Source organism: Microbacterium lacus (assembly GCF_002812805.1).
Lineage (GTDB): Bacteria > Actinomycetota > Actinomycetes > Actinomycetales > Microbacteriaceae > Microbacterium > Microbacterium lacus_A.
Window position 1 is genome coordinate 42193 of the sequence record NZ_NMUM01000009.1, and the last position, 13276, is coordinate 55468.

Annotated in this window: 15 protein-coding genes; 6 read left to right on the top strand and 9 right to left on the bottom strand. The window is 67.1% G+C overall.

Features of this window, described 5'->3' with window-relative positions; translation table 11 throughout:
* Nucleotide 1 precedes the first annotated feature (1 nt).
* Both CGU34_RS03435 and CGU34_RS03440 read right to left on the bottom strand, forming a co-directional pair.
* Nucleotides 2-1177: an AAA family ATPase gene (locus CGU34_RS03435; RefSeq protein WP_036298077.1), complete on the bottom strand. Its 1176-nt coding sequence runs from the start codon at nucleotides 1175-1177 to the stop codon at nucleotides 2-4.
* 167 nt (nucleotides 1178-1344) lie between these two features.
* On the bottom strand, nucleotides 1345-2085 hold the full coding sequence (locus tag CGU34_RS03440) for a GNAT family N-acetyltransferase (protein WP_036298075.1): 741 nt from the start codon (nucleotides 2083-2085) through the stop codon (nucleotides 1345-1347).
* A gap of 731 nt (nucleotides 2086-2816) precedes the next feature.
* Here CGU34_RS03440 and CGU34_RS03445 point away from each other — a divergent pair.
* Nucleotides 2817-3704, top strand: coding sequence for a sugar nucleotide-binding protein (locus CGU34_RS03445; RefSeq protein ID WP_157811205.1), 888 nt, complete (start codon nucleotides 2817-2819; stop codon nucleotides 3702-3704).
* Between the two features lie 55 nt (nucleotides 3705-3759).
* On the opposite strand, the gene CGU34_RS03450 is transcribed toward CGU34_RS03445, so the two are convergent.
* Nucleotides 3760-4284: a Fur family transcriptional regulator gene (locus CGU34_RS03450; protein ID WP_157811206.1), complete on the bottom strand. Its 525-nt coding sequence runs from the start codon at nucleotides 4282-4284 to the stop codon at nucleotides 3760-3762.
* Nucleotides 4285-4466: 182 nt separating this feature from the next.
* Between CGU34_RS03450 and CGU34_RS03455 the strand changes: the two genes are divergently transcribed.
* Genes CGU34_RS03455 through CGU34_RS03470 form a run of 4 tightly spaced genes read left to right on the top strand, consistent with a single transcriptional unit; the run spans nucleotide 4467 to nucleotide 6932 of the window.
* Entirely contained in the window at nucleotides 4467-5162 is a 696-nt protein-coding gene (locus CGU34_RS03455; RefSeq protein ID WP_100813240.1) for an energy-coupling factor ABC transporter permease, read from the top strand.
* Nucleotides 5159-5530, top strand: coding sequence for a PDGLE domain-containing protein (locus CGU34_RS03460; protein ID WP_100813241.1), 372 nt, complete (start codon nucleotides 5159-5161; stop codon nucleotides 5528-5530). The genes CGU34_RS03455 and CGU34_RS03460 overlap by 4 nt, the downstream gene beginning before the upstream one ends.
* Entirely contained in the window at nucleotides 5527-6183 is a 657-nt protein-coding gene (gene cbiQ, locus CGU34_RS03465; protein ID WP_198517668.1) for a cobalt ECF transporter T component CbiQ, read from the top strand. The genes CGU34_RS03460 and cbiQ overlap by 4 nt, the downstream gene beginning before the upstream one ends.
* On the top strand, nucleotides 6180-6932 hold the full coding sequence (locus tag CGU34_RS03470) for an energy-coupling factor ABC transporter ATP-binding protein (RefSeq protein WP_100813242.1): 753 nt from the start codon (nucleotides 6180-6182) through the stop codon (nucleotides 6930-6932). Before cbiQ ends, CGU34_RS03470 begins: the two co-directional genes overlap by 4 nt.
* Nucleotides 6933-6938: 6 nt before the next feature.
* Here the strand turns inward: CGU34_RS03470 and CGU34_RS03475 are convergent, their stop codons facing one another.
* From CGU34_RS03475 to CGU34_RS03500, 6 genes are read right to left on the bottom strand one after another with little or no spacing between them, the layout of a single operon-like run.
* Nucleotides 6939-7658, bottom strand: coding sequence for an urease accessory protein UreD (locus CGU34_RS03475; RefSeq protein WP_232711514.1), 720 nt, complete (start codon nucleotides 7656-7658; stop codon nucleotides 6939-6941).
* Nucleotides 7655-8422, bottom strand: coding sequence for an urease accessory protein UreG (ureG, locus tag CGU34_RS03480; protein ID WP_198517669.1), 768 nt, complete (start codon nucleotides 8420-8422; stop codon nucleotides 7655-7657). Before ureG ends, CGU34_RS03475 begins: the two co-directional genes overlap by 4 nt.
* Nucleotides 8415-9092, bottom strand: a complete 678-nt coding sequence (locus CGU34_RS03485; RefSeq protein ID WP_100813244.1) for an urease accessory protein UreF — start codon at nucleotides 9090-9092, stop codon at nucleotides 8415-8417. The genes ureG and CGU34_RS03485 overlap by 8 nt, the downstream gene beginning before the upstream one ends.
* An 11-nt stretch (nucleotides 9093-9103) precedes the next feature.
* On the bottom strand, nucleotides 9104-10801 hold the full coding sequence (locus CGU34_RS03490; protein ID WP_100813245.1) for an urease subunit alpha: 1698 nt from the start codon (nucleotides 10799-10801) through the stop codon (nucleotides 9104-9106).
* On the bottom strand, nucleotides 10788-11138 hold the full coding sequence (ureB, locus tag CGU34_RS03495) for an urease subunit beta (protein WP_100813246.1): 351 nt from the start codon (nucleotides 11136-11138) through the stop codon (nucleotides 10788-10790). The genes CGU34_RS03490 and ureB overlap by 14 nt, the downstream gene beginning before the upstream one ends.
* A 26-nt stretch (nucleotides 11139-11164) precedes the next feature.
* The gene (locus tag CGU34_RS03500; RefSeq protein WP_100813247.1) at nucleotides 11165-11467 is read right to left on the bottom strand and encodes an urease subunit gamma; all 303 of its coding nucleotides are present in this window, start codon (nucleotides 11465-11467) and stop codon (nucleotides 11165-11167) included.
* A gap of 465 nt (nucleotides 11468-11932) precedes the next feature.
* Here CGU34_RS03500 and urtA point away from each other — a divergent pair, with 465 nt between their 5' ends.
* Nucleotides 11933-13237 carry an urea ABC transporter substrate-binding protein gene (gene urtA, locus CGU34_RS03505; RefSeq protein ID WP_100813248.1) on the top strand — a complete coding sequence of 435 codons (1305 nt, stop codon included), beginning with the start codon at nucleotides 11933-11935 and terminating at the stop codon, nucleotides 13235-13237.
* Nucleotides 13238-13276: the final 39 nt, after the last annotated feature.

Consider the following 13276-nt stretch of genomic DNA (forward strand, 5'->3'; position numbering starts at 1 on the left):
TTCACACCTTCACTTCGCTCGGGTTCAGCCAGCGGCTGATCGTTTTTCTATCCCTGCCAAAAATCACTCCAAGCTCGCTCTGGCTCAAAGATGCTGGCGGCTCGTTGAGATGCTTCGCGAGCTGCTGGTCAGTCGAGTCGAGCCCATCCGCGCCCTGTATACCCGTGGCCTGCGCTGCTTCGCGAAGCACGGTTACAGGTGACCGAGCATCCCGAGTCGCAAGCACTGTGGATTTCAGGAATGCCATTGCCAGCGTTCTGACATCAGCGCCTGATCGACCAGAGGTCACACTGGCGACGGCCTTGGCGAGCGGATCCACTTCTTCCAACCGGTCGAGAAGAAGATGGCCGATCTCAACCCGACCCTCGTACGTCGGCATGCCGAGGTGAATTTGATGCTCGAACCGACGCCACACTGCTGAGTCGAGGAGTTTCTCGTGGTTGGTGACAGCAATCGTCAAGCCGAACTCAGTCCGCTTATCGAGGTTCTGCAGCAACGCGTTCACTACACGCTTGATCTCTCCTACCTCGTTCGCATCGTCGCGGATCTTCGCGACAGCATCGAACTCATCGAGGATCAGCACGCAGTCGTAGCGGTTACAGAAATCGAAGAGAGCCCCGAGGTTCCTGGCGGTGTTGCCAAGCAGCGAAGAGATAAGCCCATCGAGACGCGCGATCACTGCTGGACGACCGAGACGCACGGAGATTGCGAGCGCCAGCGTGGTCTTACCTGTCCCGGGAGGCCCATAGATCAGCAGGGTGCGGCTGATGGGGAGCCCCACCTGCGCAAGTTCAGCTTCGTGCTGCCATTCGCGCACCAGCGAGTCGTACGCTGCCTGCGCCTGCACGGGGAGGACCGGTAGCGCGCGGCGACGGTCCGGCGTCACGACTTCACACAGCGGCGCTCCAGACTCACGATCTACGGGGAGCGCCGTCTTCGGCCCTAGTCGTTGAGCCGTCGGAGCAGCCGTTGCGACATCGGAGGGCTGCAAATTGATGGGCTCAACCGCCTGGCGGTTGCGAGCTCGCGTAATCAGCGACCGAAGCTTGCGGGCGTTGCTGTCATCTCCTGATTCGGCGAGCCTCTCGGCAAGGCGGGTTACCTGGTGCTCGATAGCCTCCGGGTTGCCAGCGAGAGCAGTGCGGGCGAGCGCCTGAATGACATCGAAGTTCTCCATGTGGACAACACTAGACGCTGGGTGCGACATTCACTCGCCCCGATGGGGCACTCGGGCCTCGAGATGGGACACGCGACGGTGTTCACTCGAGTGCATCGCGTCGGCCCGCCACCGCGACGGGATCCTGGCAAATGTCTCCTATCCCTACGGTTGTGAAACGCAATGCTTTATGGCGTAGTTTTCGCGGCGAGAGATCGCGCTTCGGCACGACCCATCGTGACGAAGTCGCGGGTGAATTCATCAAATTTTGACGGGTCGAGCTTGCCTGCGTCGACGAGCCGGGCTGCTTCCATCGACGCGTCGAGGGTCGGCTTTCCAGTGACGACCGGGTAGGGGAAAGACTGTAGGACACCGCGCGACCTAAGCACCTTGCTCGCCATCAGCGGGAAGCCGAAGGCAGGATCGCCGGCATCCGCGCGGAGATGGTCTCCATCGGGGAGCCACGCGAGCCCGTGACCCATTGGCTCGACCTTCCACCCCAACCCCTCGTAGAAACCCACCTGGTCTACTGGGATGTGCGCATGAATGAGATTCTGCACAACCTTTTGCGATCGCGTAATGATCTTCTTTACCAGCGCTGCGCCAATACCCTGCCCCCGGTGCTCCGGCTGGACAGCGAGGTACTGGAGGTTCATGGTCTGCGCGTCCGTATCGCCCGACGTCATCATGGAGGGCACCCCGACTGCAAATCCGACTATTTCCCCTTCTACTTCGGCGACGAAGGTGAAGGCGCGCATCGGCGCGGCGAGCCGTTCTGTGAGGGCAATAGCGGCGAGATTCTCGTCGTCGTATAAGTAGCCCGCGTGGCGCACTCCAGACTTTGCCGGAAAGTACTCGTGCTCCAGCAACCTGAGCGCTTCACGGTCGGCGGGGGTGGCGAATCGTATGCGGGGACGCGGTGTGGTCATGGGGAGACAGTATCGACTCCGGTCCGACGGTAGGCGGTTGCTCCGAGGTCGGATCCGCCCCACAGGGCCGATGGGTCGATGGGTCGATGGGTTCACGATCATTGCCGCGCTCGCACAGATGGAGCATGAGATATGGTGCGAACGCGTCACCGACTCCATCAGCAAATGGGCGGCCGCAAAGGCACGGACTATCGTCGTAGTCCAGCACGTGCTGCTGAGCAGGGGCTCCGACATCCACACCTGATGCCCTTACGTGCCGGGAAAGTGCCGGGAGCTCCATGGAATCGACGACGATCAACGAGCACCAATGAGCACTCGACCCGCGGAATCGCGCGACCAACGAGTACCAACTGAGACACGTGGAGTCGACGCGCCTAACTGAAAATCGTGAGGTCACGGGATCGACGCCCGTCGGAGCCACACGGGTGATCATTACGTCACCCCAGAAACCCTCGCGGAGCTTCTATCCGCGGGGGTTTTGCTTTGCCCTGGTGAGAGGCGTTTTCCGCGTCGCCCTGGGCACCGAGCTGGGCCGGCCTGGGGTCGGATATGGGCCCTTTCCAGACCTAGAAGACGACCCACAACGAGGCCACCCACCTGGCCGCCGGGTCTCAGGGCGTGACGCCCACCTCGCGGTCCGGTAGGGACCAAAGTGTCCACGACGGAGCAAAGTTCACCCGTGAGACCATGGACCCCCGACGGTAGTCTCGCCTTCGATCAAGGGATGGCCTGTGACCGAGCCGCACCATCCGCAACCTCGCCCGGAGTCGCTGCGCTCGCACAAGTCCCCTCGCGCCGTCGGCTCGCTTCTGATCGTCGGATGCGGACGCCTCGGCACTGCGCTCGGTCGACTCGTTCTAGCGGACGGTGGGGCCGTGATCGGCATCCGCCGAAATCCCGGTGAACTACCCGACGCGTTCACGACGATCGCGGCCGACGTCACGCAGCCCGTCGACGTCGCCCTGCCACCCGTCGATTCGATCGTCTTCACGCTGCCGCCGGGCTCCCGCGCCACCGGCCCCAACAATGACACCTACCAACGCGCTCTCGCCAACGTCGATTCAGCATTGGCGGCCCGCCCTTGTCGAGTCGTCTTCGTCTCGTCCACACGCGTCTTCGAAGGGGCTGCCGCTTCGCAGACGATCGACGAGAGCAGCGAGCCCGCGCCTCAGAGCGAACGCGCCGAGTCCTTGCTCGCAGGCGAACGACTGGCCGTCGAGCTTTTTGGAGCCCACGTCATCCGTCCTGCCGGGATCTACGGCGACGGACGCAACTCGCTGATCGAGCGGGTACGCGCAGGAGACAAACTCGACGGGAACAGGCTCACGAACCGCATCCACCAGGACGACCTGGCCCGTGGGATCTACACGGTGCTGCGGTCGCCGAACCCTCCCCCTCTCCTCCACGCCACCGATGACCACCCGGCGCCCCTGCGCGACGTCGCGACGTTCATCGCCGCCACCCTCGGAGTCGATCCGCCGCCCTTCGCAGACGCGACCGACGTCTCAGGACGACGGATGTCGGGGGCGCTGTTCCGCGCGACCGTCGGCGGGCTGACCTATCCCGATTACCGGGCCGGGTACGGGGCCATCCTCCGCGATACTGTCGGGCGTCACTGAGAGATCATCGGCCGCGGACCGCCCGAGGCCCCGCGAGCCGCGGTCCAGACCGACGCTAGCGATCCGCCGCGACCGAGCATTCAGCGCAGAGCCCGACGAGCGTCGACTGCGCGGGGTCCAGAACGAAACCCCGATCCGCGGCGACCCGCGCGACCGCGTCGGACAGTACCGCGGGTGGCAGCACGAAGACCTCACCGCAACTGCGGCAGCGGGCGTGCAGGTGCTCGTGCGTCTGTCCGACCGCCGCGAGGTGGTAGACCGCGGCACCACCGGTGACCTGCATGCTCGTCGCAACCCCGATCTCCGCCAAACGCTCAAGCGTCCGGTAGACCGTCGCGCGGTGAACCGGCGTCTGCTCGGATTCGAGGGCAGCCGCTACCTGGTCGGCACTCAGATGCTCGCTCCGACTCGCGAGCACCTCGAGCACGGCACGGCGGGAACCCGTGACTCGCTCCCCCGCCTGACGAAGCACCGCGATCGCGGCTGCCGCCGTCGCATCCGTCGCCTGCCGGTGGAATGCGGCATGATCGCGGGACGCGCCGACCACCGAAGGATGCGTGTGTGCGTGCTGGTCGATCACGCGTTCATCGTCGCACACCGGGTCTAGCTGCGACCTTGTCGCACCAAGCGATCCCGAGGCAATAGAGTGAGCGCACTCGTTCAGCACCACGGCGAGCCCACAATCAGGCTCCACCCCTTCCACGACCAGCTTCGTCGCCCGGCTCGCACCCGCCGCGTCGGCCCTTCGTCCCAGGAGAGCGCGTGCACGTACCCGACGGATTCCTCGACCTGCCGATGTCGATCGCGACCGGCGTCGTGGCGGTCGGGGGAATCGCCCTCGCCCTGAAACGGGCACCCTCCGAGTACGTCGACGATCGCAAGGCACCGATGGTCGGCATCGTCGCGACCGTCGTCTTCGCCGCGCAGATGATCAACTTTCCGGTCGGGGTGGGTACGAGCGGGCACCTGATGGGCGGTGCGCTCGCGGCTGTTCTGGTCGGGCCGGCCACCGCTGTGCTCTGTCTGAGTGTCGTGCTGATCGTCCAGGCGTTCCTCTTCACGGATGGCGGCATCACGGCGCTGGGGACGAACATCACGCTCATCGCTCTGGTGACGGTGATCATCGGATGGCTCGTGTTCCGTGCACTTCTTCTCGCCCTTCCCGCCCGACGGTGGTCCGTCGTGGCCGCGGCCGCGGCGGGGGCGTTCCTGTCGGTTCCCGCGGCATCCGCCGTCTTCGCCCTCCTCTTCGCGATCGGCGGCCAGGCACCAGTCCCGTTCGGAGGGCTGCTGGCCGCGATGATCGGCTGGCACAGCATCATCGGCGTCGGCGAGGCCGTGATCACCGGACTGATCGTGTCTGCCGTGTTGGCGACCCGACCCGACCTCGTCTACGGCGCACGCTTCGTCCGCGGCGGCCGGATCCTCACCGCGACGCCGGCCAAACCCCTCGCATGAGCACCTCCGCGGATGGAACCGCACGACCCGCGGAGGCGGCAGCATCCGCTCCCCGCATCTCGACGCGCGCATTTACGATCGGTGCGCTCATCCTCTGCCTCGTCATCGCGTGTGTCGTGAGCATCGCGGCGTCGAGCAGTCCCGACGGGCTCGAGTACATCGCCGGATCGACGGGGTTTCTCGACACCGCCCAGGACAGCGCGACGGCGAGCAGCCCGCTGGCGGAGTACGCGACGGCGGGAGTCGAGCACTCGTGGCTGTCGGTCGCCATCGCGGGAGCGACCGGATGCGTCGTGACCTTCGGCGCCGCTTGGCTGCTCGGGCGCGCCGCCAAGCGCCGACGGGTCGGAGCGCGGGGCGCCGAGTGACACACACCGAAGGCCGCCAAACGCGGAGCGCCCTACACAGGCTGGATGCCCGCACGAAAATGATCGCGGTCGCGGTGTTCGCGCTCGCCATCGTCGCGACGCCGCGCGAGTGGTTCGGGGTGTACGCCCTCGCCGCGGGTCTGCTCGTCGGCCTCGCGGTGGTCGCGCGCATCCGGCCCGCATGGATCGCCCGGCGGCTCGTGATCGAGCTGCCGCTGCTCGTCTTTGTCCTCGTATTGCCCCTGGTCGCGACCGGGACGCGGATCGAGGTGGCCGGTCTTTCGCTGTCGGTCGCCGGGCTCTGGGGCGCCTGGGCAACACTGGCGAAGGCGACACTGAGCCTGATCGCGACGCTCATCCTGGTCGCCACGACCGAGCCGCGCCGCATCGTGCTCGCGTTCGACGAACTGCGACTTCCCCGGCAGCTCACCGCAATCATGAGCCTGATGGTGCGCTACATCGAGGTCATCGCCGATGAGTTCGAGCGCGCGCGCATCGCCCGTGCATCACGGGGCTTCGAGACGCGGGGACTGCGATCGTGGCGCGTGCTCGCGGCGTCGATCGGAAGGCTCTTCGTGCGCTCGCATGGCCGGGGCGAACGCGTCCATCTCGCGATGCTGGCGCGCGGTTACCAGCAGCCCGGGTCGACGTGAGCCACCCGGCAGCTCTCTCGCTCAGCGGAGTACGCTTCGCCTACCCAGACGGCACCGGGGTGCTGAACGGCGTCGACCTCGACGTCGCCGCCGGCGAAAGAATCGCCATTCTCGGCCCCAACGGCGCGGGCAAGACGACCCTGATGCTCCATCTGAACGGCATCCTCACCGCGCAATCCGGAACCGTCTCGATAGACGGCATGGTTGTCGAATCCTCGACCCTGCGGAAGATTCGGCGCCGGGTCGGGCTGGTTTTCCAAGATCCCGACGATCAGCTGTTCATGCCCACGATCGGTGAGGATGTCGCGTTCGGACCCCAGAACTACGGCCACCGCGGCGCCGATCTCGAACGGCGGGTCACCTATGCGCTCGAGCGCGTGGGGTTGACCTATGCCGCATCCCGGCCGCCTCAGCGGCTCTCGCTCGGTCAGCGCCGACGCGCCGCGATCGCCACCGTGCTGTCGATGGACGTTGATGTGGTCGTTCTCGACGAACCCACCTCGAACCTCGACCCGACCGCGCGGCGAGAGCTGTCGCAGACCCTGGGCGAGCTCGCCGCGACGATCGTCGTGGTGACCCACGACCTGCCCTACGCGCTCGAGTTCTGCCCGCGGTCGGTGATCCTCGACGGCGGACGCATCGTCGCGGATGGCCCGACCCCCGCGCTGCTCGCCGATGCCGACCTGCTCGCACGGCACCGTCTCGAGCTGCCGTGGGGTTTCGACCCGCTCGCCGGGCGCTCGCGCTGACGCGGACTACTTTCCGACCGCGGTCCGCGTCCCCTCACGGAGTAAACCCGCCCACTCGTCCCAGACCCGATCGAGTCGTGATGTGTGCGTCTCGGCGCCGAGGTGCCGGGCGATCGCTCCGGAATGCTCCAGCACCAGGTCGCCCCTCGTCGTCTCAGGCTCGAAGCCGAGGGCGATCACCGAGTCGAGCACACGGTGGGCGCCCAGCACACCGGGCTCCGGAGCGAGTCCATCGAGGTCGAGCTGTTCGACCAGTAGCGGCCCGTCCGCGTCGCCCGCGACGAATGACGAGGCGAGGCGGCCTCCGCTCTCGCCATGGCGCCCGAGCACGAGGGTCTCGCGGATGACGGCGGTCGCCCCGGTGGCGAGGTGCAGCGTCGTCCGGCGTTCGACGTCAGCGCCATCCGTCGCGACGAAAGGCAGCCCGCGCCAGAGCAACGTCGCGCCCTCCGCGACGTGCACCTCCATCGTCCAGCTGGAGCGCCGCCCATCCGCCCGATACGCGATCGTCCCGCCGACGTCTTCGATCTCGAGCAGACATCCGGCGCCCACAGAGACGTCGACGTGCACGTCGTCACCCCCGAGGAGGATCATCCCGGCCGCGGCGAGCGCGATGTGCGCACGCGCGGCATCCCGAGAGATCAGGCGAGGCGCGAGCGCGCCGACGGCCAGGTCTACCCGAGCGCGTGGGTCGCCCTGTATGACGGCGATGCGGGTGGGGATCACTCGTGCGTGTGCGCCCCTGCGCCGGCGTGCTCGTGCTCGGGCTCGTCGTGCGCGTGGACGAACCCGCCCTCGGGGTGATCTTCGTCGGCGTGGAAGTGCGGCGCCATGGGGCCCGGATCCTGCGGCACGTGTGTGCCCGCGCGGTGCTGGGCCAGCATGCTCAGAACCCAGGCACGCAACGACGCGATGGATGCCGGGTCGTGCTTCGACAGCGCGAGCACCGCACGGCCCTCTCGCGCTTCCGAGGCATCCGCAACCATCTGCGGCACGTCGACCCCGACGTAGGGCGCCAGGTCGGTCTTGTTGACGACGAGTAGATCGGCGCGACCGATGCCCGGGCCGCCCTTCCGCGCCACATCGCCGCCGCCGGCCACGTCGAGTACGAAGATCTGCGCGTCCACGAGGGCGGGCGAGAAGGTGGCCGTCAGGTTGTCGCCGCCCGATTCGATGAGCACGACGTCGAGAGGGGCGAAGTCGCGCTCGAGGTCTTCGGTCGCCAGCAGGTTGGTGGTGATGTCGTCGCGGATCGCGGTGTGCGGGCAGGCGCCGGTCTCGACGGCGCGGATACGTTCGGGGTCGAGCACGCCCGCGGACCGCAGAAAGCGGGCATCTTCGTCGGTGTAGATGTCGTTCGTGATGACGCCGAGGCGCAGGTCGTCGGCGAGCGCACGGCAGACGGTCGCGATGAGCGACGACTTGCCGGTGCCGACGGGGCCGGCGACTCCGAGACGGAGCGCACGGGCGGGTACGGGGGTTTCAGGCACGGAACAACCTCCTGTTGCTGGCGGCATGGGCTTCGGTCCATGCCTCGGTCTGGGGTGCGCTCGCCGCGGGGATCGCGTCGGGCAGGGTGAGTGCAGCAAGCTGCGGAATGAAGGGATCGACCGCGGCGCACGCGTCGAGGACGAGGCGGACCCCGTCGATCGGGTCGCCCGGCTCGAGCTTGAGCATCGCGGCCACGGCACACGCCATGTCGTCGTACACGGCGAGGCGCACGAGAGTCTCGGCATCCAGGCCGACGTGGGCGGCGACGGCCCCCAGCACGATCGGGCGCGGAGCAGTGCTCGCCACCGCGCCGATCGACGGTGAATCCGGCCAGAGGTTGCGGGCCAGCCGCAGGAATCCTCGACCGAGCTCGCGCGAGGCGTGGCGGGCGGCGCGACTCGGCGTTCGGGCCGCCCAGGCGCGCACGACGGTCGCGAGCGGCGCTTCGCGTGACGACGCCATGCCAAGCGCAACGTGCCGAGCGACGACGGCGGTCGCTGCATCGACGAGCGTCGTCGTCCGCCCGCGAACACGGAGGAAGGCCGAGACATCGCCGGGCGCGAGTCCGCCCTGCAGGGCAGGTTCCAATCCCGACGAGAAGGCGTGCCCACCGCTCGGCAGGCGCGCGTCGGCCAGCAGCATCGTGATCGTATGGGCGGCGGGTGTCATGGACGTTCCGCTCAGAAGAGGTTGTACAGCTGGGCGAGTGGCAGGGATGCCGCCGGGGCGGGCTCGACACGTTCGCCGTCGATCGCGATCTCGAAGGTGTCGGGCTGGATGCGGATCGACGGCAGCAGGTCGTTGTTCTTCATGTCGGCCTTGCCGATGTTCCGGGTCGGCTCGACGGCCGCGAGCCGGCGACGGAGCCCGAGCGTCTCGGCGAGGCCGGCCTCGAGCGCGGCCTGGGCCACGTACGTCACCGAGAGGTCGGCGCCGATGGTGTCGCCGAACGAGGGCCGCATCATGACCGGCTGCGGGGTCGGGATCGACGCGTTCGGGTCGCCGAGCGCGGCCCACACGATGGCGCCGCCCTTGACGACCACCGCCGGGCGAACCGCGAAGAACTTCGGATCCCACACGGTGAGGTCGGCCATCTTGCCGACCTCGATCGAGCCGACGTCGTACGCGATCCCGTGCGCGATCGCCGGGTTCACGGTGTACTTGGCGACGTAGCGGCGGGCCCGTTCGTTGTCCGCGGGCATGCCCCCGCCCAGCGGCCCCCGACGGTGCTTCATGACGTGCGCGACCTGCCAGGTGCGCGTGATCACCTCGCCGATCCGCCCCATCGCCTGCGCGTCGGACGACGTCACCGAGAGCGCGCCGATGTCGTGCAGGATGTCTTCGGCGGCGATCGTCGTCGCGCGGATCCGGGACTCGGCGAAAGCCAGATCTTCGGGCACCGCGGGGTTCAGATGGTGGCAGACCATGAGCATGTCGAGGTGCTCGGCCACGGTGTTGACCGTGTGCGGCAACGTCGGGTTCGTCGATCCGGGAATGACATTCGGCAGCCCCGCGATCGAGAGGATGTCGGGGGCATGCCCACCCCCCGCTCCCTCGACGTGGAAGGCGTGGATGGATCGCCCAGCCATGGCAGCGATCGTCGACTCGACGAATCCGGCCTCGTTGAGCGAGTCGGAGTGCAGCGCAACCTGCAGACCCCAGTCATCCGCCGCCCGAAGCGAGGCATCGATCGCCGCGGGCGTCGATCCCCAGTCCTCGTGCACCTTGTAGCCGGCGGCACCAGCGAGCGCCTGCTCCTTCAGTGCCGCGGCCGAAACGGTGTTGCCCTTGCCGAGCAGGAGGACGTTCACGGGCAGGGGGTCGAGCGCTCGATGCATCGCGGACAGGTGCCAGGCACCCGGCGTCACGGTTGTCGCCTTAGATCCCTCCGAGGGGCCGGTCCCCCCGCCGACGATCGTCGTGATGCCGGTGGCGAGGGCCTCATGGATCTGCGAGGGAGAGAGCAAGTGCACGTGCGAGTCGATGCCGCCGGCCGTGACGATGCGACCCTCCCCCGCGATCACGTCAGTCGATGGGCCGATGATCATGTCGATGCCGTCGCTGATGTCGGGGTTTCCCGCGTGACCGATGCCGACGATCCGTCCATCTCGGATGCCGATGTCGGCGCGGATGATCCCCCACCAGTCGAGGATGATCGCGTTGGTGATGACCGTGTCCAGCGCGCCGTCGGCCCGACTCGTCGTGGCCTGAGCCATCGACTCGCGGATCGACTTCCCCCCGCCGAACACCGCCTCTTCACCCCCCACCGTCAGATCACGTTCGATCTGAATCCACAGGTCGGTGTCGCCGAGGCGCACCTCGTCGCCGACCGTCGGCCCGTAGATCGCGGCATATCGCTCCCGATCAATCCAGACCATCGAGCACCTCCTCGCCAGCGGCCTTGAGCTGAATCCCGGGCACCCGTCGCAGCCCCCGCAGCGTCACCGCATCCAGCTCGCGCGACGCACCGGGCTCGAACCGCTGCGAGGTACCCGACGGGATGTCGAGCCGAAACCCCCGCGCGCGGACCCGGTCGAACTCCAGCCCGGCGTTCGCATCGGGCAGGTGCAGGTGAGAGCCGATCTGGATCGGCCGATCACCGGTGTTGATGAACACGAGCCGGATGCGCTCGTGTTCGCCGCGATCTGCGTTGAGCTCGATCCTACCCGGGCGGATCCGAAAGGCGCCGGGGCCGTCGGACGAAGCGGATGCCACGATGAACCTTCTTTCTCGCCGGGCAGCTAGTCGATGGGGTGATGGATGGTGACGAGCTTGCGGCCGTCGGGGAAGGTGGCTTCGACCTGGACGTCGACGATCATCTCGGCGACCCCGGGCATGACCTGCTCGCGGGTCAGTACGCGTCGCCCGGCATCCATCAGCTCGGCGACCCCCCGGCCCTCGCGCGCTCCCTCGATGACCCAGCACGAGAGCAGGGCGATGGTCTCGGGATGGTTCAGCGCGATGCCCCGCTCGAGCCGGTCGCGGGCGACCATGGCAGCGACCGAAAGCAGTAGCTTTTCGGTCTCGGCTGGGGTGAAATGCATCGCGTTCCTCCGGCGTCGGATTGATGTCAGAAGTGTGTCACAACGGACCCGTTCGAGCAGGTGCGAAAAGGGAGTCGGATCGTTCGCGGCGCCATAGTTCCCCGTTATTTCAGGGCTATCCGTGCGATCGACCCGTGACGATTAACACGATCGGAACAATCGAGAAATGTCAGAGTAATGTCACGGCTCCATGCTGACAGCACCGCAGCAGTCGGCGATCACCAAGCGACGACCCAAACCGGCACTCGAAGCCCGGCACCATCCGGCCGAGAGACGCACGCACCACCGGTCCACCCCTGCACCACGCCCTGACTCACCGATCAGCCCGATCCGCCGCCTCGGCACACCTCTCTTCGGCGTGCTCGGGAATCGCGTCGGCGCGACGGCATCATTCGGCGTGCCTGCGGGACGGATCACTCATCCCGAGAACGCACGATCCTGCATCACACAGAAACGGAGATCCATATGACAACGACACGGAATCGGCGGGCGCGCAGCCTGCTGGTCGTTCCCGCCATTGCGGCGGTCACAGCCCTCGTACTCGCGGGCTGCGGGGCACGCTCCGGCGACTCCACGGAGTCGACCGAACCGGTTGCCGCTTCGGAGAGCTGCATCGACACATCCGGCGACACGATCAAGCTCGGCTTCCTCAACTCCCTCACGGGAGGCATGGCGATCTCCGAGAAGACCGTCTCGAACGTGCTGCACATGGCCGCGGACGAGATCAACGCCGCCGGCGGCATCCTCGGCAAGCAGATCGAGTACGTCCAGGAAGACGGGGCGACCGACTGGCCGACCTTCGCGGAGAAGACCGAGAAGCTGCTCACCCAGGACTGCGTCGCGGCGATCTTCGGTGGCTGGACCTCGTCCTCCCGCAAGGCCGTCAAGCCGGTCGTCGAAGAGCACAACGGGCTCTTCTTCTACCCGGTGCAGTACGAGGGCCTCGAGGCGTCGCCGAACATCTACTACACGGGCGCAACCACGAACCAGCAGATCCTGCCGGCCATGGACTACCTCGCCTCGCAGGGGGTCGAGACCCTCTTCCTCGCGGGCTCCGACTACGTCTTCCCGCGCACGGCCAACGCAATCATCAAGCTCTACGCGGCCGAGCTCGGCATCGAGATCGTCGGAGAAGAGTACGTACCTCTCGACAAGGATGACTGGACCACCCAGGTGTCGAAGATCGTCGCCGCCGACCCGGACTTCATCTTCAACACCATCAACGGATCGTCCAACGTCGGCTTCGTCAAGGCGTACTACGACGCCGGGCTCACTCCCGAGACCACGCCGATCATCTCGGTGTCGATCGCCGAAGAAGAGGCACCGTCGATGGGGCACGAGGTGACCGGCAACTACGCATCGTGGAACTACTTCCAGTCGATCCAGAGCCCGGCCAACGAGAAGTTCATCGCGGACTGGCAGGCCTACCCGGGCAGCAGCGGAGTGACCTCCGACCCGATGGAAGCCGCGTACATCTCGATGTACCTCTATAAGGCACTCGTCGAGGCGGCCGGCTCGTTCGAGGTCGATGACGTCAACGCCGCAGCAGCGGCTGGCGGCATCAGCTTCGACGCACCGGAGGGCACCGTCACGCTCGACGGCGACAACCACCACATCTCGAAAGAGGGGCACATCGGTCGGATCAACGCCGACAACCAGTTCGACATCGTCTGGTCGTCGGATGGACCCATCGCTCCGGACCCCTTCCTCGAGGGATACGACTGGTTCCCCGCTGACGTCCGCGACGCGCTCGTAGCCGCCGCGGGTTGATCACCCACTGAGGGTGGGGGTCCCGCGCCAGAGCGGCCG